The organism is Entomohabitans teleogrylli, from assembly GCF_001484765.1.
GTDB classification, from domain to species: domain Bacteria; phylum Pseudomonadota; class Gammaproteobacteria; order Enterobacterales; family Enterobacteriaceae; genus Entomohabitans; species Entomohabitans teleogrylli.
Genome location: NZ_LLXO01000017.1, coordinates 103,227 through 124,963, shown reverse-complemented (window position 1 = coordinate 124,963; position 21,737 = coordinate 103,227). Strand labels below are relative to the sequence as shown.

General features: G+C 57.1%; 18 protein-coding genes and 1 pseudogene. 10 read left to right on the top strand and 9 right to left on the bottom strand.

The window, feature by feature from the left end; all coding sequences use genetic code 11:
- Window position 1 precedes the first annotated feature (1 nt).
- From lldR to AQ981_RS27740, 7 genes and pseudogenes are all read right to left on the bottom strand, one after another.
- Window positions 2–740: pseudogene (gene lldR / locus AQ981_RS19500) on the bottom strand (transcriptional regulator LldR).
- The gene (lldP, locus tag AQ981_RS19495; RefSeq protein ID WP_058913421.1) at window positions 737–2,389 is read right to left on the bottom strand and encodes an L-lactate permease; all 1,653 of its coding nucleotides are present in this window, start codon (window positions 2,387–2,389) and stop codon (window positions 737–739) included. The pseudogene lldR and the gene lldP overlap by 4 nt, the downstream one beginning before the upstream one ends.
- A gap of 268 nt (window positions 2,390–2,657) precedes the next feature.
- Window positions 2,658–6,548: an FKBP-type peptidyl-prolyl cis-trans isomerase N-terminal domain-containing protein gene (locus AQ981_RS19490; protein WP_154675960.1), complete on the bottom strand. Its 3,891-nt coding sequence runs from the start codon at window positions 6,546–6,548 to the stop codon at window positions 2,658–2,660.
- A gap of 85 nt (window positions 6,549–6,633) precedes the next feature.
- Window positions 6,634–7,113 (bottom strand): hypothetical protein, encoded by a 480-nt coding sequence (locus tag AQ981_RS19485; RefSeq protein ID WP_058913419.1) that lies wholly within the window; start codon window positions 7,111–7,113, stop codon window positions 6,634–6,636.
- A 465-nt stretch (window positions 7,114–7,578) separates the two neighbouring features.
- Window positions 7,579–7,851 (bottom strand): alpha/beta hydrolase, encoded by a 273-nt coding sequence (locus AQ981_RS26960; protein ID WP_058913418.1) that lies wholly within the window; start codon window positions 7,849–7,851, stop codon window positions 7,579–7,581.
- A gap of 317 nt (window positions 7,852–8,168) precedes the next feature.
- Window positions 8,169–8,393, bottom strand: a complete 225-nt coding sequence (locus AQ981_RS26955) for a hypothetical protein (protein WP_058913417.1) — start codon at window positions 8,391–8,393, stop codon at window positions 8,169–8,171.
- Window positions 8,394–8,529: 136 nt separating this feature from the next.
- Window positions 8,530–8,685 (bottom strand): hypothetical protein, encoded by a 156-nt coding sequence (locus AQ981_RS27740; protein WP_154675959.1) that lies wholly within the window; start codon window positions 8,683–8,685, stop codon window positions 8,530–8,532.
- A 595-nt stretch (window positions 8,686–9,280) separates the two neighbouring features.
- Between AQ981_RS27740 and fdnG the strand changes: the two genes are divergently transcribed.
- From fdnG to AQ981_RS19450, 4 genes are all read left to right on the top strand, one after another.
- Window positions 9,281–12,328: a formate dehydrogenase-N subunit alpha gene (gene fdnG, locus AQ981_RS19465; RefSeq protein ID WP_121500698.1), complete on the top strand. Its 3,048-nt coding sequence runs from the start codon at window positions 9,281–9,283 to the stop codon at window positions 12,326–12,328.
- Between the two features lie 11 nt (window positions 12,329–12,339).
- Window positions 12,340–13,227, top strand: coding sequence for a formate dehydrogenase subunit beta (fdxH, locus tag AQ981_RS19460; protein ID WP_058913414.1), 888 nt, complete (start codon window positions 12,340–12,342; stop codon window positions 13,225–13,227).
- Window positions 13,220–13,873 (top strand): formate dehydrogenase-N subunit gamma, encoded by a 654-nt coding sequence (gene fdnI / locus AQ981_RS19455; protein WP_058913413.1) that lies wholly within the window; start codon window positions 13,220–13,222, stop codon window positions 13,871–13,873. Before fdxH ends, fdnI begins: the two co-directional genes overlap by 8 nt.
- Window positions 13,874–14,217: 344 nt before the next feature.
- Window positions 14,218–14,430, top strand: a complete 213-nt coding sequence (locus AQ981_RS19450) for a YdgH/BhsA/McbA family protein (RefSeq protein WP_058913412.1) — start codon at window positions 14,218–14,220, stop codon at window positions 14,428–14,430.
- A gap of 133 nt (window positions 14,431–14,563) precedes the next feature.
- On the opposite strand, the gene phnX is transcribed toward AQ981_RS19450, so the two are convergent.
- Window positions 14,564–15,373, bottom strand: coding sequence for a phosphonoacetaldehyde hydrolase (gene phnX / locus AQ981_RS19445; protein WP_058913411.1), 810 nt, complete (start codon window positions 15,371–15,373; stop codon window positions 14,564–14,566).
- A 9-nt stretch (window positions 15,374–15,382) separates the two neighbouring features.
- Window positions 15,383–16,486 carry a 2-aminoethylphosphonate--pyruvate transaminase gene (phnW, locus tag AQ981_RS19440; RefSeq protein ID WP_058913410.1) on the bottom strand — a complete coding sequence of 368 codons (1,104 nt, stop codon included), beginning with the start codon at window positions 16,484–16,486 and terminating at the stop codon, window positions 15,383–15,385.
- A gap of 218 nt (window positions 16,487–16,704) precedes the next feature.
- Between phnW and phnR the strand changes: the two genes are divergently transcribed.
- The 6 genes from phnR (at window position 16,705) to AQ981_RS19410 (ending at window position 21,702) form a co-directional block, all read left to right on the top strand.
- Window positions 16,705–17,424, top strand: coding sequence for a phosphonate utilization transcriptional regulator PhnR (gene phnR, locus AQ981_RS19435; RefSeq protein ID WP_058913409.1), 720 nt, complete (start codon window positions 16,705–16,707; stop codon window positions 17,422–17,424).
- Between the two features lie 131 nt (window positions 17,425–17,555).
- Complete coding sequence (locus AQ981_RS19430) at window positions 17,556–18,569, top strand: 2-aminoethylphosphonate ABC transporter substrate-binding protein (RefSeq protein WP_058913408.1); 1,014 nt, start codon at window positions 17,556–17,558, stop codon at window positions 18,567–18,569.
- 8 nt (window positions 18,570–18,577) lie between these two features.
- Window positions 18,578–19,696: a 2-aminoethylphosphonate ABC transport system ATP-binding subunit PhnT gene (gene phnT, locus AQ981_RS19425; RefSeq protein WP_058913436.1), complete on the top strand. Its 1,119-nt coding sequence runs from the start codon at window positions 18,578–18,580 to the stop codon at window positions 19,694–19,696.
- A 1-nt stretch (window position 19,697) separates the two neighbouring features.
- On the top strand, window positions 19,698–20,561 hold the full coding sequence (phnU, locus tag AQ981_RS19420; RefSeq protein WP_058913407.1) for a 2-aminoethylphosphonate ABC transporter permease subunit: 864 nt from the start codon (window positions 19,698–19,700) through the stop codon (window positions 20,559–20,561).
- A 2-nt stretch (window positions 20,562–20,563) separates the two neighbouring features.
- Window positions 20,564–21,370, top strand: a complete 807-nt coding sequence (phnV, locus tag AQ981_RS19415) for a 2-aminoethylphosphonate ABC transport system, membrane component PhnV (protein ID WP_058913406.1) — start codon at window positions 20,564–20,566, stop codon at window positions 21,368–21,370.
- Between the two features lie 80 nt (window positions 21,371–21,450).
- Window positions 21,451–21,702: a DUF1158 domain-containing protein gene (locus AQ981_RS19410; RefSeq protein ID WP_058913405.1), complete on the top strand. Its 252-nt coding sequence runs from the start codon at window positions 21,451–21,453 to the stop codon at window positions 21,700–21,702.
- Window positions 21,703–21,737 lie beyond the last annotated feature (35 nt).

The window sequence follows — 21,737 nt, the reverse complement described above, 5'->3', positions numbered from 1 at the left end:
ATCAGGTGTCCGTGGTCTTATCAATGTCATCATCCGGCAGGCGCATACTACGCGCCTGCCGGGCTTCATTTTCATGCAGGTTTTTAATGGTGGAATGCACAAAACCGAGGTGCGCCATGGCTGCGCGGCGCGCCCGGTCTGGTTCTCCCGCCAGGATAGCCTGGAGTAACTCGCTGTGCTGCCCGGTCAGGCGGGCAAAAATAGTCGGCATGGTGTACATCCGCTGGCGGCTTTGCATTACCGAAGATTGCAGCAGATCGAAAAAACCGCGCATGGTCTGGAGCAGCACCACATTGTGCGAGGCTTCAGCAATCGCCAGATGAAAGCGCACGTCCGCCTGAGCCGCCAGATCCGGATCGTCGCTCTCCTTGACGCGCAGCGTGGCGTTGAAGCGCGCCTGTAATTTCTCTTTATCTTCCGGCGTGGCGCGCTTCAAGAATGTCATAGCGATAGCCGGGATCGTCAGCCACCAGGCTTTTCAGCGGCTGGACAATGCGCAATTCAGACCACGGCTGGGTCTCAAACCGCACATACGTTCCTCCCCCGCGGCGGCTCATCAGTACGCCATCGCTGATGAGCTTTTGAATGGCCTCGCGCAGTGAATTACGCGATACCCCCAGTTGCGCGGCCAGTTGCCGCTCGGCGGGCAAACGCATGCCCGCCTCCAGTTGGTTATCGTGAATCAGCGCCAGCAGTTGTTCCACCAGGTGGTCAACCAGACGCGGAGTGTTAACAGTCATGGAATCATCCAGGGTAATACATAAGCCTGTAAGGTGGTGATAGCGCCGACCATACAGGTGAAAATCAGGCTGTGTTTCACCGTAAAGCGGAACAGATCGGACTCTCTCCCCACCAGCCCGACGGCGGCGCAGGCGATAGCAATCGACTGAGGAGAGATCATTTTTCCGGTCACGCCGCCGGTGGTATTTGCCGCTACCAGCAGAATATCGGAGACGCCAATTTGCCGGGCGGCGGTGGCCTGCAGCGCCGCAAATAGCGCATTGGATGAAGTATCCGAACCCGTGAGAAATACCCCCAGCCAGCCAAGGAAAGGAGAAAAGAAGGTAAACGCATGCCCGGTATGGGATAACGCCAGCGCCAGCGTCGCCGACAGACCGGAATAGTTAGAGACAAAGGCAAACGCCAGCACCATACCAATCGAATAAATGGGCAACGCCAACTCTTTGATGGTTTCAGCAAAGGCCTGCGCCGCCGCCTTTGGCTTCATCTTCAGCCAGGCCATCGACATCAGGGCAGCCACCAGAATAGCGGTCCCGGTAGCGGATACCAGATCGAACTTGAATACCGCCGCCCAGGGCGCGCTTTGCGCCACCACTGGCGGCACGCGCGCGACGCCATTATCCAGCCACGGAACCGGGATACTGAATACCCAGTCGGACAGCGCGCCGCCGGGCGCAAACAGCGCTTTAAATGGTGGAATGCTCCACAGCGTGACGGTGGCGGTAAGGAATAAAAACGGCATCCACGCCCGCACCACCTGGCTTATCGTATAATTCTGGCGCGCGAGGGTCATGTCGGTCGCCGAGGCGCCGATATCGCCGAAGCGGAAGATGCGCCGCGGTTGCCAGTAACGCAGAAACAGCGTCAGGCACACCAGTGATACCAGCGAGGAGATAATGTCCGGCAGTTCAGGGCCGATAAAATTGGAGCTGAGGTACTGTGCAATGGCAAACGAACCGCCCGCCACCAGTACCGCCGGCCAGGTCTCCTTTACCCCGCGCCAGCCGTCCATGATAGCCATAATCCAGAACAGGACGATGATGGTCAAAAACGGCAACTGGCGTCCGACCATCTGGCCGACAGTGAAGCTGTCCAGCCCGGTCACCTGCCCGGCGACGATAATCGGGATCCCCATAGCGCCAAACGCTACCGGCGCGGTATTGACAATCAGGCACAGTCCGGCGGCGTACAGCGGGTTGAACCCCAGCCCAACCAGCAGCGCGGCGGTAATGGCGACCGGCGCGCCAAACCCGGCGGCCCCTTCAAGAAACGCGCCGAAAGAGAAACCGACAATCAGCATTTGCAGGCGCTGATCCGGCGTGATGGAAAGAATCGATGCGCGGATAATGGCGAACTGCCCGGTCTTCACCGAAATTTTATAGACGAATACCGCACCGATAATAATCCAGGCAATCGGCCACAGGCCATAGAAAAAACCGTAGGCCGCGGATGCCAGCGCGTGGGTGACCGGCATACGGTAAAACAGTAAAGCGACCAGCAGCGCCAGACCAACAGTCAGGGTTCCCGCCAGGTAACCTTTCATCTGTAACTTAATCAAGGCAAAGAAGAAAAAGAGTATCGGTAGCGCGGCAATCAGGCTGGAAAGCCAGATATTGCCGGCAGGATCATAGACCTGTTGCCAGAGCATGCGATGTTCTCCTGAGGACCAGCTGGGAGAAAGCCAACGCCGGACAGGGAACCGGACCTTTTCATCCCAACCAAATTGGCCCTACCAATTTGTTGTGTTTGTGATTGTTCGCATGAAAAGTTAATTTACAGTTAAATAATAGCAATGATATATCGCTATTTTTTCACAAATCATCAAAGAAAATCACATTTCACTGCTTATTGGTAGGACCAATACCCGAAAAAAGACAGGATGCCTGCCCGGTTAAGGGCAGGCCAGAAGAGAGGAGTTAGCGTTTCGCTGGCTTAGCTGGCTGGCCAGTTGACGCAGCGCTGCGCACATCGGAAATACGGATTTTGTAGACCATCGTGGAATACGGCGGGATATCCGGCGGCAGACCGGCATCGCCATAGGCAAGCTCCGGCGGCACCACCATGGTAATAGACCCGTGGTTGTTCAGCAGACTCAGCGCGGCGCGGAACAGCGGCGGATACTCTTTCAGCGGATAGGCCAGCTTAATACCTGAGGCTTCCATATCCTTGATAATCTTACCATTCGGCAAACTTTCTTTAACCACGATTTCCACCACATCGCTGGCGCTGATTTTCGCATCTCCCGGATAGTCAACCTGATACCAGAAGCCCTGCGATGCCTTTTTAACCCCTTTACGCTTAGTGAATTTAGCGACAAAATCCGCGCCCTGTTTTGCTGACGTGGCCTTCAGCGCTTTCTCCTGCTTGTTGAAGGTCGATTCCAGTTCAAACAGCGATTTCGCGATATCCGATTTCGGTACTTTAAACTGATTAGCAAAAGCATCGATGACACCGTTCAGCGCCTGTTTCTGATCGACTTTAACGCCATAGGCCTCTTTTTCACGCAGCACCGTCAGCATATTGCCGCCCAACGAGACCCCTATCGAATAGTCGCGCACGGCGTTCGCTCCCTGAGGTTTTTTACCCCCGCTGGCAACCACCGCCTGAGTACTACCGCTGGCCAGCTTCATGTCGTTCAACTCGCTGGTTGTTTTATCCAGCTTTTGCTGCAGATCGGCGATTTGCTGCCTGCTGGCGACTAATGCATCGCTTTCGACATTGCCCTGTCCCTGCTGCGACTGGAACTGATTTTGCAGATCGGCGATCTGTTTCTGACTGGCCTGCAAACTCTGTTGCGCCGTTGCATCTTTTTCCTCAACGGCTTTCAACTGTGCCTGCAGTTCAGCAATCTGTTTCTGACTGGCCGCCAGCGCCTGCTGGTTCGACTGGCTGTCCTTGCCGCCTTTTTCCAGCGCCTCTTTCAACTGTACCTGCAGGTCGGCGGCCAGCTTTTTACTGGCTACCTGATTCTGCTCCATGGTAGTGGTTGCCTGACGCAGTTTCTCCTGTTCAGCTTTCAACTGCGACTGTAGCTCAGCAATCTGCTTCTGGCTGGTCGCCAGCGCCTGTTGCCGACTCTGATTATCCTTACTCTCCAGCTCCAGCGTCTCTTTTAACTGAGCCTGCAAATCGGCAGTCAGTTTTTTACTGGCCAGTTGATTTTGCTCCAGCGCGCTGGTCGCCAGACGGGTCTTCTCCTGCTCGGCTTTGAGCTGTTTCTGTAGCTCAGCGATATGTTGCTGGCTGGCAGCCAGCGCCTGCTGACGGCTCTGGCTCTGCTCGCTCCCTTTCTCCAGCACATCCGTTAACTGCGTTTTCAGGTCGGTCACCTGTTTCTGGCTGGTCGCCTGGGTCTGTTGCTGCTGTTGACGGAAGCTAAACTCCTGCACCCTCAGCTTCTCTTCCAGGCTCGCCACTTGCTTCTGGCTGTCTGCCAGCGCCTGTTGCTGAGACTGACTCACCTTGAGGCCTCTTTCCTGCAAGGCTTTGAACTGAATTTGTAGCTCGCTGACCTGTTGCTGGCTGGCGGCCAGCGCCTGCTGCTGAGCCTGTCCTTCCTTACCGCCGTTCTCCAGCGCCGCTTTGAGCTGGGTCTGCAGATCGCTGACCTGTTTCTGACTGGCGGCCAGCGCCTGCTGCTGAGCCTGACTTTCCTTACCGCCCTTATCCAGCGCTGCTTTGAGCTGGGTCTGCAACTCGCTGACCTGTCGCTGGCTGGCAGCCAGCGCCTGCTGCTGAGCCTGCCCTTCCTTACCGCCTTTCTCAAGCGCCGCTTTTAGCTGGGTCTGCAACTCGCTGACCTGTTTCTGGCTGGCCAGCAGGGCAGCCTGCTGCTGCTTCTCTTCGTCGAGGGACTGCTGTTCCTTCGCTTTCAGTTGCTGCTCCAGCGTCGCCACCTGTTTTTGCGCCGCGGCCAGCGCCTGCTGCTGAGCCTGCCCTTCCTTACCGCCTTTTTCAAGCGCCGCTTTCAGTTGAGTCTGCAGATCGCTGACCTGTTTCTGGCTGGCGGCCAGCGCCAGTTTTTGCGCCTGGCTTTCTTCGTTGCCTTTATCCAGCGCCGCTTTCATCCGGGTTTGCAAATCTGTCAGTTGCTGCTGACTGGTGGCCAGCACCTGCTGCCGGAACTGATTCTCCTTCCCGGCATTATCCAGCGCCGCTTTGAGCTGAGTCTGTAGTTCGCTGACCTGCTTCTGACTGGCGGCCAGCGCCTGCTGCTGGGCCTGACCTTCCTTACCGCCCTTATCCAGCGCTGCTTTCAACTGGGTCTGCAGATCGCTGATCTGCTTCTGGCTGGCCAGCAGGGCAGCCTGCTGTTGCTTCTCTTCGTCGAGGAACTGCTGTTCCTTCGCTTTCATCTGCTGTTCCAGCGTCGCCACCTGCTTCTGCGCCGCGGCCAGCGCCTGTTGCTGAGCCTGACCTTCCTTACCGCCCTTATCCAGCGCTGCTTTCAGCTGGGTCTGCAGATCGCCAAGCTGCTTCTGGCTGGCCAGCAGGGCAGCCTGCTGTTGCTTCTCTTCGTCGAGGAACTGCTGTTCCTTCGCTTTCAGCTGCTGTTCCAGCGTCGCCACCTGCTTCTGCGTCGCGGCCAGCGCCTGCTGCTGGGCCTGCCCTTCCTTACCGCCCTTATCCAGCGCCGCTTTCAGCTGGGTCTGCAGATCGCCAAGCTGCTTCTGGCTGGCCAGCAGGGCAGCCTGCTGTTGCTTCTCTTCGTCGAGGGACTGCTGTTCCTTCGCTTTCAGCTGCTGCTCAAGCGTCGCCACCTGCTTCTGCGCCGCGGCCAGCGCCTGCTGCTGGGCCTGCCCTTCCTTACCGCCCTTATCCAGCGCCGCTTTGAGCTGGGTCTGTAAATCTGTCAGCTGTTTCTGACCGGCCTCCAGCATCTGCTGTCGGAGCTGATTTTCCTTCTCTGCGCTTTCCCGTGCTATTTTCAGCTCGGCCTGCAGCGTGCTGACCTGCTTCTGGCTGGCCAGCAGGGTAGCCTGCTGCTGCTTCTCTTCCTGGAGGGCCTGCTGTTCCCTCGCTTTTAACTGCTGTTCCAGCGCGGCCAGCGCCTGCTGCTGGGTCTGGTTTTCCCTGCCGCCTTTCTCCAGCGCCGCTTTAAGCTGGGTCTGTAGCTCGCCGATCTGGCGTTGACTGGCTGCCAGCGTCTCCTGCTGTTGCCGCTCTTGCTGAATAAATTGCTGTTCCCGTCCGCTAAATGACTCGCGAAGTTCTGCCAACTGTTGTTGTAGCCTGGCCGTATTCCCCCCTTTTTCCCGAACCGCGGCCAGTTCGGCTTCCAGGTCAGCAATACGTTTTTCGCTGGCGGCAAATTGCGCCTGCAGTTGCTGATTTTCATCCGCCTGCCCCTGAAGAGCGGCAAGTTGTTTCTGCAACTGCTCCAGGTTTTGTTGCTGCGCATTTTTTCGCGCCAGTTCCTGTTGCAATGCCTCGGCTTTTTTATTCAAAGCGACCAGCCATTGTTTCCAGTTCCCGCCGCTGCCCTGCGCTTTCAGCGCCTCCAGCTCCTGTTGTAGTTTATTAATTTGCGCCTGGCGGGCCGCCAGCGCTTTTTCCTGCGCTTCGCTACTCGCCGGCTGGGATATTTCACGGGAAGATAAACGCTGCTGAAGTTGGGACACCTGTTTTTTAAGGCGCCGGTTCTCTTCACTGGTTTGCGTCATCTGGTGGAATTGTTCGACGGAATTCGCTTCCGGCTCCGGCTCCTCGGTCGGAGCAGTAGCGTAGCCGTCCGGGAGACGGCTATTTTGTAGCAGAATGGCAGGTATTTCACTGGGCTGCCGGACAATCGCGTCCAGCGATGACAACGTCCGATCATCACTGTCAGAACGGGCAGAAACGGAGCTGATTACCAGGCCGAGAATAAAAAAAAACCACGCGCCAGCTTCACTCTCACTTGATACTCTCCCCTTTACGAATTAAGCCTTCCATGACCGCATTGGCAATTGAGCTACAAATCTGATTTGTTTTATATTTGTAAAGCGCATCCAGCGTCTCTTTTGTGCTGCCATTAATATCACCGCGCACCGTGGTATACAGAGAGGCAGTGCGCAGCAGGTTTTCAAACTGAGCCTTTTTCGCGGCGTAAGTTTTGGGGCTGACTTTTTGCAGGGTCGCCAGTTCACTCTGGCAAATATTCAGACTGCCGCGATTATTTGCCGAAATGTCGGCTGAGGAATCACTGCCGGTATTGACCGCCGGGCGATTCACCGCGGGTGCGGGCTGGCTGGGGATAGTAACAGGTGTCGTCGTCGGCACCAGGGGAACGGCTTTACTGGCGCTTTCGGACTGGCAGCCGCCAAGCAAAACGGTTCCGGCAAGGACAAAACCACTTAATACTTTAAAAGTGAAAAAATTATTTACTCTATCCATGTATTTTTCTCTAATATCTACTTTCTTTATTGGAAAAGAAAAAAGAATATATCAGTAGGATAACATTCCGTGTCTTTTTGATTCACGCCATTATAAGTAAAGCTCTGAAACAATACATCACGAATACCATTACGCCTGCCAGAATCAGAAAAAAACGTATAGCTCTGGCGCGAAAAAGCTTAAAAAACGCATTAGCCATTAAACAGAATTAAATTCATCAATGCAATATATATAATCCGTTCCTGAAATAAGAAAACCCACCCATAATTATCCACAGAATTGATATAATGGCTATTATTCCCCGCAATGATATGCCTGGGTTCTGACTTTCGACCATGAATTAAGAATACAACCCGTAAGGCATTCCCATGCGCAACCCGGTATTTGGGCACCACCCCATAGTCCCATAGCAAATCATGGTGCTGAAGACCATACCAGCGGCCAGGCGGCACACTGTTGGCAGCTTTATTTATCCGCGTCCGGCAGATTCTTTTTCAATGCATCCAGCAGAGATGCCCGGAACATCGGCCCATGGCTGAGGCCCGGATAGATCCGCCGCCGGGCATTAACTCCGGCATCCCATAGTTGTTTTACCAGCGCCAGAGGGGACGCGTCCTTGTGATGGTCAGCTTGATCGCTGACGCCATCGCCCCCGGCGATCACCCGCGTTTTACCTGCCATCCGGACCGTGGAAAGATGAGGATAGCGGCGCAGCAGGCGCTGATTATCCCAGTTCAACGACGGACTGGCCGCATAAAAGGCGCTGAAATCCTCGCTGCCGGTAAAGAAGGTCTCCAGAACAAATCATCCGCCCCACGCGTGGCCCCACAAACTAACATTCTGGCGGTTAACCCAGGGAAGTACTTTGTTATGCAGCAGCGTGCGAAACGCAACACTCCCGCCGGTTTGTCGTCCACGGCTCGTTGGGTCGGGCGTCGCGACGGCCGCGCCATTCGACGGCGTATAGTCCAGCGCGCGCCACAACATCAAAAGGCAGGTCGGTCTGATAATCCACGGCCACCAGTACCGAGGATTATGCCGGGCAAGCTGCGCCATCAATGGTTCTGACAGGGCCGCCGCCACCGCGTTTCCGTCCAGCCACCGGAAAACCCCGGGCGGGCCGATAACGCCAGCCAGATGCGACAAAGGCGCGCGCCGTCTTCGGAACTCACCTGATAACGAATAAAGTCATAATACCCGGAACCGCTACCTGCCAGCGTCGGTCCCACGGTTTCCAGCGCCGGGCGCGCCAGGGCAGTGCAAACCAGAGCAACCCACACCTATCCCCTGTCAGCCACCTGATCAATACCGCCATCCCTTTGCTCTTAAATGATAAAGATAACCATTTTCATCATATTCTACCATTAAAGTGGCAACGACTATTCGCAGGAGGATCACAGACATTCGGCATAGTGGCTACAGGGCCTGTTTTGGGAATAGACCGCCCGCCACAATGCCCGGCCGGGCTATCTGGCGATCAAAAAACCCGCCAACGATGGACTCATTCTCCTGCTGAGCGTCGGCAATAGCGTCATATTGCGCAACAAAAATGGCGTCGTTCCGTTCCCCCATGGTCCGGGAGCTTTTTCACGCTTATTTTCCGGTAGCTCTCCCCCGGAACCTGGTGAAGTAATAAGTCACAGGCCGTGACGCTGTGGATTATCAGCGCGGCTCCACGTTGCCGTAAACATATCGGCAATGGTTATCATCGTGTTTTTTCATTCAATCGCCACCGAATAATCATGCACAGCGTTGTTGAGCATCGGTTTATTCGCTTGCCAGAAAAGCATACCCCGCCCCGTGTCGCTTGCCATGTATTTTTTACAAAAAAAATTACTTTACTTTTCAAGGTAATGATAATAACTCAACGACTATAAAATTATGTCAGTCTGAAAACCAGGAAAAATTTCTGATATAGGGTATAGAATAATCCAACGTCCCTTGAAAATATTTCCACGCTCTGAACTTTCTTATTCCTGTTATTGCCCGAAAAATTATCTGAATTGATTAAAAAAGCACCTCTTTAGAGTTATTTAAAATGTTAAATAACTACTCAATTAAGGTTATTTTTAGTTTTATTTCCACATAGTTTGATTTCAGGCAATATTTAAACTGCCCTGACTGTTATTTTCGCGCCGATTAACGCCATAAATCAAAGAGGGAAGCAATGAACGTCAGTCGCAGACAATTTTTCCGGATCTGCGCCGGCGGAATGGCAGGTACAACCGTCGCTGCGCTGGGGTTTGCCCCCGGTGCTGCGCTGGCAGGGGTGCGCGAATATAAATTACTGCGGTCCAAAGAGACCCGTAACACCTGTACCTATTGTTCCGTAGGCTGTGGGCTGTTGATGTACAGCCTGGGTGACGGCGCGATGAACGCCAAATCGGCAATTTTCCACGTAGAAGGCGATCCGGACCATCCGGTCAGCCGCGGCGCGCTGTGCCCGAAAGGGGCCGGCCTGCTGGACTACGTACACAGTGAAGGACGCCTGCGCTATCCGGAATACCGGGCGCCGGGCTCTGACAAATGGCAGCGCCTCTCCTGGGATGACGCCCTTACCCGTATCGCGCGTCTGATGAAAGACGACCGCGACGCCAACTTCGTTGAACAGAACGAACAGGGCACCACGGTTAACCGTTGGCTGTCCACCGGGATGCTGTGCGCGTCAGCGGCCAGTAACGAATCCGGGATGCTGACCCAAAAATTTGCCCGCTCGCTGGGTATGCTGGCGGTAGACAACCAGGCGCGCGTCTGACACGGACCAACGGTAGCAAGTCTTGCTCCAACATTTGGTCGCGGTGCGATGACCAACCACTGGGTGGATATCAAAAACGCCAACGTCGTGGTCGTGATGGGCGGCAACGCCGCTGAAGCGCATCCGGTGGGATTCCGCTGGGCGATGGAAGCCAAAAACAACAACGACGCGACGCTTATCGTTGTCGATCCGCGTTTCACGCGAACCGCCTCGGTGGCGGACCTGTATGTGCCGATCCGTTCCGGTACCGACATTACTTTCCTGTCGGGCGTTATGCTGTATCTGATTGAAAACAATAAAATTCAATCAGAATATGTGCGGCATTACACCAACGCCAGTCTGCTGGTGCGTGACGACTTCAGCTTTGAAGACGGCCTGTTCAGCGGCTATAACGCGGAAAAACGCCAGTACGATAAAACCAGCTGGAACTACCAGTTCGGCGAAGACGGCTATGCGCTGCGCGATGAAACGCTGCAGCATCCGCGCTGTGTCTGGAATCTACTGAAACAACACGTCTCCCGCTATACCCCGGAGATGGTGGAGAGAATCTGCGGTACCCCGCAGGCAGAGTTCCTGAAAGTCTGCGAAATTCTCGCCACAACCAGTGCGGCTGACAGGACTGCCACGTTCCTGTACGCGCTGGGCTGGACGCAGCACACCGTGGGCGCCCAGAACATCCGTACCATGGCGATGATCCAGTTGCTGCTGGGCAACATGGGGATGGCCGGCGGCGGCGTTAACGCCTTGCGCGGGCACTCCAACATTCAGGGGCTTACCGACCTGGGGCTATTGTCCACCAGTCTGCCGGGTTACCTGACCCTGCCGTCGGATAAGCAGACCAGTCTTGATACTTACCTTGCCACCAGTACGCCGAAAGCGACGCTGCCGGGCCAGGTCAACTACTGGAGTAACTATCCGAAGTTCTTCGTCAGCCTGATGAAATCCTTCTACGGCGACGCAGCGCAGAAAGAGAACCAGTGGGGTTTTGACTGGCTGCCGAAGTGGGACCAGCCCTACGATGTCCTGAAGTATTTCGACATGATGGATCGCGGTCTGGTCAACGGCTACATCTGTCAGGGCTTTAACCCGGTGGCGTCCTTCCCGGATAAAAACAACGTTGTCAAACGCCTGAGTAAGCTGAAATACCTGATAGTGGTCGATCCGTTAGTTACTGAAACCAGTAACTTCTGGCAAAACCACGGCGAAATGAACGACGTTGATCCATCGGAGATTCAGACGGAAGTTTTCCGCCTGCCTTCCACCTGCTTTGCGGAAGAAGACGGCTCGATCGCCAACTCCGGACGCTGGCTACAGTGGCACTGGAAAGCCGGCGACCCGCCGGGTGAAGCGATCACCGACGGTCAAATCCTCGCCGCCCTGCTGTACAAGCTGCGCGATTTGTATCAGCGCGAAGGGGGCAAAGGCGTGGAACCGCTGATGCGCATGAGCTGGGATTACAAGCAGCCGCACCATCCGGAATCGGAAGAAGTGGCGAAGGAAAACAACGGCGTCGCCCTGGCCGATCTGTATGATACCAATGGCAATCTGCTGGCCAAAAAAGGCGATCTGTTGAACTCGTTCGCCCTGCTGCGCGACGACGGTTCTACCGCCTCCGCCTGCTGGATCTACGCCGGTAGCTGGACGCAGGCGGGTAACCAGATGGCGAATCGCGATAACAGCGATCCGTCTGGTCTTGGCAACACGCTGGGCTGGTCGTGGGCGTGGCCGCTGAACCGCCGCATCATCTACAACCGCGCCTCCGCCGATCCGATGGGGAAACCCTGGGATAAATCGCGCATGCTCATTGAGTGGAACGGCAGCAAGTGGGTGGGGAACGATATTCCCGATTACAACACCGCCGCGCCAGGCAGCGGTACCGGGCCATTTATCATGCAGCCGGAAGGGCTGGGACGTCTGTTCGCCATCGACAAAATGGCGGAAGGGCCGTTCCCGGAACACTATGAGCCGTTCGAAACGCCGCTGGGCACCAACCCGCTGCACCCGAACGTAGTCTCCAACCCGGCGGCGCGTATCTTCGCCGAAGATGCCCGGCGTATCGGCGATCGCCAGAGCTTCCCGTATGTCGGTACCACATACCGTCTGACGGAGCATTTCCACACCTGGACTAAACATGCGCGTCTTAACGCCATCGTCCAGCCGGAGCAGTTCGTGGAAATCAGCGAAACGCTGGCGAAGGCCAAAGGGATAGCCAACGGCGACAAAGTCACCGTCAGCAGCAAGCGCGGATTTATTCGCGCGGTAGCGGTGGTGACATCGCGCCTGCAGACCCTGATGGTGGACGGCACCGCGGTGGAAACCGTCGGTATCCCGATTCACTGGGGCTTTGAGGGGACGGCGCGCAAGGGTTACCTGGCTAACACGCTGACGCCGCCGGTAGGTGACGCCAACTCGCAGACGCCGGAGTACAAGGCGTTCCTGGTTAACATCGAGAAGGCGTAAAGGAGCGAATCATGTCCATGCAATCTCAAGACATTATCAAACGTTCCGCCACCAACGGCATTACGCCGCCGCCGCAGGTGCGTGACGACAAAGAAGAAGTCGCCAAGCTTATCGACGTTTCCACCTGTATAGGCTGTAAAGCCTGTCAGGTGGCCTGTTCGGAGTGGAACGATATCCGCGATGAAGTGGGCCACTGTGTGGGGGTATACGATAACCCGGCAGACCTGAGCGCCAAGTCCTGGACGGTGATGCGCTTTAGCGAAACCCACGAGCACGGCAAGCTGGAGTGGCTGATCCGCAAAGACGGCTGTATGCACTGCACCGATCCCGGCTGTCTGAAGGCCTGTCCTTCCGCGGGGGCGATTATTCAGTACGCCAACGGCATCGTCGATTTCCAGTCCGAGCACTGTATCGGCTGCGGCTACTGCATCGCCGGCTGCCCGTTCAATATTCCGCGTCTCAACCCGAAAGACAACCGGGTGTACAAATGCACCCTGTGCGTTGACCGGGTCAGCGTCGGCCAGGAGCCGGCCTGCGTTAAGACTTGCCCGACCGGCGCCATCCATTTTGGCACCAAAAAGGCGATGCTGGATGTGGCCGAAGAGCGGGTCGCGAAGCTGAAAAGGCGCGGCTATCAGAACGCCGGGCTGTACGATCCGCAGGGCGTTGGCGGTACACACGTTATCTACGTGCTGCACCACGCCGACCAGCCGGAGCTGTATCACGGTCTGCCGAAAGATCCGCAGATCGATACCCCGGTCAACCTGTGGAAAGGTATTCTCAAGCCCCTTTCCGCCGCCGGCTTTATCGCCACCTTCGCCGGGCTGATTTTCCACTATGTGGGGATCGGTCCGAACAAGGAAGTGGATGACGACGAGGAGGAGGAACACCATGAGTAAACAAAGCAAAATGATCGTCCGGACAAAGTTCATCGACCGGGCCTGTCACTGGACGGTCGTGATCTGCTTTTTCCTGGTTTCTCTGTCCGGGATCGCCCTGTTTTTCCCGACCCTGCAGTGGCTGACGGAAACTTTCGGTACCCCGCAGATGGGGCGCATTCTGCACCCATTCTTCGGGGTGCTGATTTTCGTGGCGCTGATGTTCATGTTTGTGCGCTTCGTGCGCCACAACATCCCGGATAAAGAGGATATTCCCTGGGTGAAGGGCATTGTCGAGGTCCTGAAAGGCAATGAGCACAAAGTGGCGGATGTCGGTAAATATAATGCCGGCCAGAAGATGATGTTCTGGTCCATCATGAGCATGATTTTTGTGCTGCTGGTGACCGGCGTGATTATCTGGCGCCCGTACTTCGCTCACCTGTTCTCGCCGAGCCTGATTCGCTGGAGCCTGCTGATCCACGCCACCTCAGCGATTATTTTGATCCACGCCATCCTCATTCATATCTATATGGCGTTCTGGGTGAAAGGTTCGATTAAAGGCATGATCGAAGGTAAGGTCAGCCGCCGCTGGGCGCGCAAGCACCACCCACGCTGGTACCGCAAGGTCGAAGCGCAGGAAGCCCGGCAAGAGAAGACGCAGGCATAATCACTACGTCTTGCCCCATTCAGCCACTGCTACGCAGTGGCTCAACGGTGAACAAAAGAGGAAAAAGCGTGATTTTTCCTCTTTTGCGGTTATCAGCCGAAAATCAATAAATTGATTTTCCTTATTTTTTATCTGGCGATATCTGTAAGTTCGCAAATAAGATGAGGATTATCATCAGTCTCAACCACTGCTACGCAGTGGTTTTTTTTGCTCCAGAAAAACATCAATATTTTTGACAAAGAAGCGCAATGTTTTTCGATTTTCATTTCCACGCCACGGGTCTAACATTTATCACATCAAGGCAACATGCCTTATACAAACACCCGATGACGAGGAATACGATTATGAACACCATCAAAACTTTTGCTTTAGCCGCCACCCTTTCCGCACTGTCTTTTGGCGCATTCGCCGAGAGCGTAACCGCAACTGCCGATACGCTGGATGAAGCCGAAGCGAAAATCGCCGTTCAGGCTCAGGCCGCTGGCGCAGACAGCTACCAGATCACTGAAGCTTATACCGGTAACCGCGTGCATATGACCGCAGAACTGACTAAATAAGCGCCAGCAGAAAGACCATTTACCCGCATCCCCGGCGCCGCCCGTAACAAATTCGCGGCAGCGCCAGCCAGAAAAAGTCCGATACCCTGTATTCGTCTTACGACCACCGGAGGTGGTCGTTTTTTTTGCCCGCTTATGGCCGCTCGCCACGCGCCAGACGCTGATTGATCTGGTCGATAACCGCAGGTAAATCCGTCAGGGTATCCACCACGTAATGAGCGCCGGCCGATAACAGTTTATCCGCTGCCCGCTGGCGACGAGTCGCCACCTCCTGCGCCGACATTCTCTGGTACTCTTGCGGGGTGGCGCCAAACTCGTTGCCGGATACCGCCAGACCGACCGTCCACATACCGGCATTGCGCCCTTCGGCAATTCCCGGCAGCGCATCATCCACCTTCACGCAATGCGTCACGCTATCCACGCCCAGCGCTATCACATTCTGTAGCGCCATCCATGGACCGGGACGGCCGCCGGCGGCCAGATCGTCGGTGGCGACCCAGTAATCAGGCGTATAGCCGTGATGCGCGGCGGCCGGCGCCAGCGCCTCCATCACCGCCCGCGGGTAGCCGGAGCAGGAGCCGATTTTAATCCCCTGCAGGCGTAGCGCCGCCACCACATCGTTAACGCCGTCGATCGACGCGGCGAAATCCACCACTTTGGCAATCTGCAGCGGCATAAACGCCGCATAGATAGCATCAATATCAGCGGAGGTCATATCGCGGCCCAGCGCCTCACGCCAGCGCGCCGCCACTGAAGGCAATTTACCCAGCGCTTCAATGTGTTGCCATTTCCCCAGTCCCATCGGCACCCGCGCCTCTTCCAGCGTAATGGCTACACCGAATGCCTGGCGAAATGCTTCCACAAAGATCTGCGTCGGGGCAAAGGAGCCGAAATCAACGGTAGTGCCCGCCCAGTCCAGAATGACTGCTGTTACCTTGTTCATCATGGTTCCTTATTGTTTCCAGTACATGGCGCGTTCCACCGCCACCAGCAGCGCGCTGATGTCCTGCGGGTAGACCTCACCGATATTGCCAATACGAAAGCAATCGCTGTGGGAGACTTTTCCGGGGTAAATAACAAAGCCCTGCGCTTTCAGGCGCTGATAAAACTCGCTGAAACGCCACTGCGCTACCTGCGGCGAATAAAATGCCGTAATGATCGGCGACTGCAGCGCATCGTCCAGCAATGTCGTGAATCCGAGCGCGCGCATCCCTGCCACCAGTTGGCGCTGGTTGGCGCAGTAGCGCCGGTGGCGGGCAGCGATCCCGCCTTCCTGTTCCAGTTCGCGCAGCGCCTGAGCAAACGCCAGCACCGTGTGGGTCGGCGACGTGAAGCGCCATTTTCCGGCGTTATCCTCCATACAGCGCCACTGGGCGTACAGGTCGAGCGACAGAGAACGCGAACGACCAGCGCAGCGCTGCAGCGCTTCACGACGGGCGATAATAAACGCGAACCCCGGCACACCCTGAATACATTTGTTGGCGGAGCTAATCAAAAAATCAATACCCAGCGCGCCGACATCCAGCGGAACGCCGCCAAAGCTGCTCATGGCATCGATCACCAGAGTTTTGCCGTAGCGCTTGACCAGATGACACACCGCTTCCAGCGGATTCAGCATCCCGGTGGTGGTTTCACTGTGCACCATCGCCACGTGGGTGATATCCCCGTGTTGCCGCAACAGATTTTCCAGGTGAGCGATATCCGGCATCGCCACTTCACCACAGTCATACACCAGATGCGCGATCCCCAGCAGCGCCGCCATCTCCGCCATACGCGCGCCATAGGCGCCGTTATTAACGATCAGCAGTTTATCACTGCTGCCGATGGCGCTGCCCAGCACGGCCTCCACGCCGTAGCTGCCGCTGCCCTGTAGCAGTACCGCCGAATAATCCGCTGCGGCGCTCGCCAGTGCGACCAGTTGACTGCGAATCGCCTGCACTACGGCGATGTTGTAATCCTCATCCCAGGTACAGCTGTCAGTCAGCATCGCCTCTTTCACCGTCCGGGAAGTGGTCAGCGGTCCCGGGGTTAACAGTAGATAGTCTCGTTGCGTCATTGTTCCTCACCATTTGGTCTATACCAGATATGCCAATATCATGAAGAGATCCCGAGGCTGCGGTCAAAGGGAAATCGGCGCTGCAACAAAAAATTCATCTGGCGCGCAGCGGCGGTTCGGCGCAGATAACGTAGAAATTCCGGCGCTTAGCGGCAGATTCCCCTGCCCCAGGCGGGATGAAGTCGCTATAATCCGCCGGCAACATTACGCGAGGTTCTATGAAAGCAGCGGCGGGAGAGACTCCCCATTATTTGTTGATACGCGATCAGTTACTGGCGCGCATCCAGAGCGGCGCCCTGAACAGCGGCGATAAGCTGCCCTCTGAGCGCGAGCTGTGCGACATTTTTAACACCACCCGCATCACGGTTCGCGAAAGCCTCGCCTTGCTGGAGGCCAGCGGCGTGATCTGGCGCGCCGATCGCCGCGGCTGGTTCGTGACTCCGCCGCGACTGTGGCTGGATCCGACCCGGAATACCAATTTTCATAAACTGTGTCAGGAGCAGGGCCGTACGCCGCGTACCCGGCTACTGGACGGGCGCCAGACCACCGTACCGCTGGAAGTGCGGGAACCGCTCGGCCTCGATCCCTTTGCCCGTATTATTTTGCTGACCCGCCTGCGCTATGCCGACGACAGGGCTATCTGCTATTGCGAGAATCACTGTCTGCCGGAGCGGGTGCCCGGCCTGCTGGAACACGATCTTAACGGTAGTCTGACCGAAACATATCAGCAGCATTACGGTCTGACTTATACCAGCATGCATCTGTCGTTTTACCCGACCTCGCTGCCCCCTGCTGCTGCGGCGGCACTGGGCAGCATCCCGGGGCGGCCGGCGCTGTTACTGCGCCGCCTGAACTACGATCAGTACGGACGCATCCTCGACTTTGATGTCGAATACTGGCGCCACGATAGCCTGCGCATTGAGGTGGACACCCTGTAAGCTCCGCGCCGGCGGCGCCCGGCGTTGCGCTGTAATTCACAAAATCCCGCCCGATCATTTTCCTGTCATATTTGCCGGTTAGCCTGCGGATAATTTGGTATAGACCAATAATTCACTATGAGGCTAACATGATGAAACTTCCCCGTCTGGTTGTTCTTGCCGCCGCTATGGCGACTTCCTGCGCCTGGGCCGACAGCGGCGTCGTCACCGTCTACTCCGCCGATGGCCTGCACGATGGCGATAACAGTTGGTATCAGCAGCAGTTTGAGGCATTCAGCAAAGCCACCGGTATCAAAGTGCAGTACGTGGAAGGCGGTTCCGGCGCCATTGTCGAGCGGCTGGCGAAGGAGCGCAGCAACCCGCAGGCTGATGTGCTGGTGACCGTACCGCCGTTTATTCAGCGCGCCGCCAGCGAGAAATTACTTGAGGCGTTCGCCCCCCAGGCCGCCGCGCTGATTCCCGGCGCGCATCCCCGGTACCTGCCGCTGGTCAACAACTACCTGAGCTTTATCTATAACGCCAGTCTGCTGAAAACCCCGCCGGCTGACTGGCAGGCGCTGCTGGATAAAAAATTCCGCAATAAACTCCAGTACTCCACGCCCGGTCAGGCCGGCGACGGTACTGCCGTGATGCTGCAAACCTTCCACAGTTTTGGCGGTAAAGAGGCCGGTTTCGACTACCTGGGCAAGTTACAGGCGAATAATGTCGGTCCTTCTGCCTCCACCGGTAAATTGACCGCACTGGTCAACAAAGGGGAGTTGTACGTCGCCAACGGCGATTTGCAGATGAACCTCGCGCAGATGCAGCGTAACCCGAACGTCAAAATCTTCTGGCCCGCCGATGCCGACGGTAAGCGTAGCGCGCTGGCGCTGCCTTATGTCATCGGTCTGGTGGCCGGGGCGCCGCAGAGTGAAAACGGCAAAAAGCTGATCGAATTCCTGCTTGATAAACCAGCCCAGAATAGCGTCAGCGCCCTCTCCTGGGGGATGCCGGTACGCAGCGATATCACACCGGACGACGCGAATTACCGGGCGGCCAAAGCGGCAATGGACGGCGTCACCACCTGGGAACCGAACTGGAATGACGTGGTCGGCAGCCTTTCCGCCGATATCGCCCGCTGGCACAGCGTGACGGATAACCAATGAGTAGCATGATGTTAGTGAAAAACAGCGCCGCCCGGGCGTCGACCGGGACGCCGGCCCTCCAGAATGGTTCCGGGATTATCCTGGAATCCCTGAGCGTGGCGTACCACGGCACTACGGTGCTGAAACCGCTTAACCTGCGCATTGAGCCCGGGGAGGTGCTGGCGCTGATCGGCCCGTCCGGCTCCGGAAAAACCACGGTGCTGCGCTCGGTAGCCGGCTTCGTGACGCCCGCCAGCGGGCGCATTCTGATTGGCGGCAGCGATATGACCCAGTTGCCGCCTTACCGGCGCGGGCTGGGGATGGTGGTGCAAAACTACGCGCTGTTCCCCCATATGCGGGTTGAGGATAATGTCGCTTTCGGCCTGCGGGCGCAAAAACAGCCCGCCGCGCTGATCCGCTCGCGGGTCGATCAGGCGCTGGCCAGCGTCGGGATGAGCGATTATGCCGCCCGCTACCCACACCAGCTTTCCGGGGGCCAGCAGCAGCGGGTGGCGATTGCCCGCGCCATCGCGGTACAACCGCGGGTACTGCTGCTCGATGAACCGCTGTCGGCGCTGGACGCCCAGATTCGCCATAATATGGTGGAGGAGATTGCCCGCCTGCACGCTTCGCTGCCGGAGCTGACCATTCTGTACGTCACCCACGATCAGACCGAAGCCCTGACCCTGGCGGATAAAATCGGCATTATGAAAGATGGGCAATTGATCGCCCATGGCGAAACCCGCAGCCTGTATCGCCATCCGCCGAATCGCTTTGCCGCAGAGTTTCTCGGGCGCGCCAATCTGCTGCCCGCCACCGCGCTGGAAAACAGTCCGCAGGGATATACTACCGTCAGTTGCGCCGGCAATGTGGTTACCGCCTGGACCCACGGCGTGGAGCGCGGCTACCACAAACTGTTGTGTATTCGCCCCCAGCATCTCAGTCTGGCCCCGGCCTCGGAACGCAGTAACCGCCTGTACGGCACCCTGCAGCAGGTACACTGGCAAGGCGAGTTGACCCATTTGACGTTTGACGTCGGCGGCGCCCCGCTGCGCATGGTCGCGACCCGCCTGCATGCCGTTCCGCGTCCCGGCGACAGCCTGGCGCTGTGGTTTGAGCCCGACGATGCCGTACTCATCGAGGAATAATATGCAGTCCGCCCTGACCGTTTCCACCCCGCGCGTCGCGCGGCTCTCCCCCCGCAGCGCGCTGGCGCTGCCGCTGCTGGTCCTCGTAGTGCTGTTTTTCTGGCCGCTAACGCTGATTATCGCCCAGGCGTTCAGCGATACGGACGGGCGGCTAAGCGTTGCGGCGCTGGAGCAGATATTCGCTTCGCGACGGTTTATCAGCGCCCTGTTCAACACCCTGCAAATCGCCGTACTGGCGACTCTCGGCTGCCTGGTTCTGGGATCGCTACTGGCGCTGATTCTGGTGTTTATTCCTTTTCCCGGCAGCCGGCTTATCGCCCGGGTTATCGATACCTTTATCGCCCTGCCGACCTTTCTGGTAACCCTCGCCTTTACTTTTATTTATGGCTCCGCGGGCATCGCGAACGGGATACTGGTGGCGCTATTCGGCTTTGAGCTGCCGCCGCTGGATTTTCTGTATTCTATGTGGGGAGTCGTGCTGGCGGAGATTACCGTTTTCACTCCGCTGGTGATGCGTCCGCTGATGGCGTCCCTCAGCCAACTGGATAAGAGCCAGCTTGAGGCGGCCAGTATCCTTGGCGCCAGCCCGCTGCGCATCATCCGCCAGGTCATCTTCCCGTCCGCCCTGCCGGCGCTGCTGGCCGGCGGTAGCCTGTGTCTGCTGCTGACTACCAACGAATTCGGCATTGTGCTGTTCATTGGCGCCAAAGGGGTTAATACCCTACCGATGATGGTCTACAGCAAGGCGATTCTCGAATCCGACTATAGCGCCGCCTGTATGATCGCGGTGGTCAATATCGCGCTGTCACTGGGGCTGTTCTTTATCTACCGTTTCGCCGCGGCGCGCGCCGGGCTGAGGAGTTAATCATGCTGGTCTGGTCGCGTTCCGGCCGTCTGCTGGCCGGGGGCATCGCGGTTGCCCTGTTTGCGCTGTTTTTCCTGCTGCCGCTGGCGGTGATCCTGATGTCCAGCCTCAGCCAGCAGTGGAATGGCATTCTGCCTTCCGGCTTTACCCTGAGCCACTTTGTTCGCGCTTTACAGGGCGCCTCCCGGGATGCTCTGTACGCCAGTCTGGCGGTGGGTTTTGCCGCCAGTCTGTTTGCCCTGCTGTGCGGGGTCTGGGCGGCGCTGGCGCTGCGTCAATACAGTCGCGGCTGGCAGCAGCGGCTAAGCCTGCTGTTTTATCTGCCCAACGCGGTGCCTTCTGTCTCGGTGGGACTGGGTATTCTGGTCGCCTTCAGCCAGGGACCGCTGCAAATGAACGGTACCTTCTGGATTGTCCCGGCGGCCCATTTTGTACTGATTTCCGCCTTCACCTTCAGCAACGTCACCGCCGGTCTGGCGCGGCTATCCGCGGATATCGAAAATGTCGCCGCCAGCCTCGGCGCCTCGCCGTGGTATCGCCTGCGACATATCACCCTGCCGCTACTGAGCCCGTGGATGGTGTCGGCGCTGGCGCTCAGTCTTTCTCTGTCGATGGGCGAACTGGGCGCCACCGTGATGATCTACCCGCCTGGCTGGACCACCCTGCCGGTAGCGATTTTTAGCCTTACCGACCGGGGCAGCATTGCCGACGGCGCCGCCCTGACCATGGTGCTGGTGGCGGTCACCCTGGTGTTGATGATTAAACTGGAACGGGTAGCCCGCCGGCTGGCGCCGCAAAGCAGCCGCTGACGCCCCGTGGCGCCGGGAGGATTGCACATCCCGGCGTCATACCGGACAATAGCGGCTTTCCACTCTGCCATGAAACAGTTATGAAGCACCCTCTTGAATCTCTGATCACCGCCGGCGGTATACTACTGATGGCGTTTCTTTCCTGCCTGCTGCTGCCGGTGCCGACGCTGAACCTGGCGCTGGCCGACCGTCTGATGAGCATTTTCCATCTGTTGGATCTTAATCAGCTATATACCATTCTGTTTTGCCTGTGGTTCCTGGGGCTGGGAGCGGTGGAATATTTTGTGATCCGCTTTATCTGGCGGCGCTGGTTTTCTGTCGAACGCGGGTAATTCAGGCGCCGGACAGCGCCTGAGGCTCAGCGGCT

What these genes read in the sequence shown, in the direction of transcription:
- fdxH (WP_058913414.1), top strand. Translation starts at nt 12,340, where the DNA reads ATGTCCATGCAATCTCAAGACATTATCAAACGTTCCGCCACCAACGGC.
- AQ981_RS19410 (WP_058913405.1), top strand. Translation starts at nt 21,451, where the DNA reads ATGAAGCACCCTCTTGAATCTCTGATCACCGCCGGCGGTATACTACTG.
- phnV (WP_058913406.1), top strand. Translation starts at nt 20,564, where the DNA reads ATGCTGGTCTGGTCGCGTTCCGGCCGTCTGCTGGCCGGGGGCATCGCG.
- AQ981_RS27740 (WP_154675959.1), bottom strand. Translation starts at nt 8,685, where the DNA reads ATGGGGGAACGGAACGACGCCATTTTTGTTGCGCAATATGACGCTATT.
- lldP (WP_058913421.1), bottom strand. Translation starts at nt 2,389, where the DNA reads ATGCTCTGGCAACAGGTCTATGATCCTGCCGGCAATATCTGGCTTTCC.
- AQ981_RS19430 (WP_058913408.1), top strand. Translation starts at nt 17,556, where the DNA reads ATGAAACTTCCCCGTCTGGTTGTTCTTGCCGCCGCTATGGCGACTTCC.
- AQ981_RS19485 (WP_058913419.1), bottom strand. Translation starts at nt 7,113, where the DNA reads ATGGATAGAGTAAATAATTTTTTCACTTTTAAAGTATTAAGTGGTTTT.
- phnR (WP_058913409.1), top strand. Translation starts at nt 16,705, where the DNA reads ATGAAAGCAGCGGCGGGAGAGACTCCCCATTATTTGTTGATACGCGAT.
- fdnI (WP_058913413.1), top strand. Translation starts at nt 13,220, where the DNA reads ATGAGTAAACAAAGCAAAATGATCGTCCGGACAAAGTTCATCGACCGG.
- AQ981_RS19450 (WP_058913412.1), top strand. Translation starts at nt 14,218, where the DNA reads ATGAACACCATCAAAACTTTTGCTTTAGCCGCCACCCTTTCCGCACTG.
- phnX (WP_058913411.1), bottom strand. Translation starts at nt 15,373, where the DNA reads ATGAACAAGGTAACAGCAGTCATTCTGGACTGGGCGGGCACTACCGTT.
- phnW (WP_058913410.1), bottom strand. Translation starts at nt 16,486, where the DNA reads ATGACGCAACGAGACTATCTACTGTTAACCCCGGGACCGCTGACCACT.
- phnT (WP_058913436.1), top strand. Translation starts at nt 18,578, where the DNA reads ATGTTAGTGAAAAACAGCGCCGCCCGGGCGTCGACCGGGACGCCGGCC.
- phnU (WP_058913407.1), top strand. Translation starts at nt 19,698, where the DNA reads ATGCAGTCCGCCCTGACCGTTTCCACCCCGCGCGTCGCGCGGCTCTCC.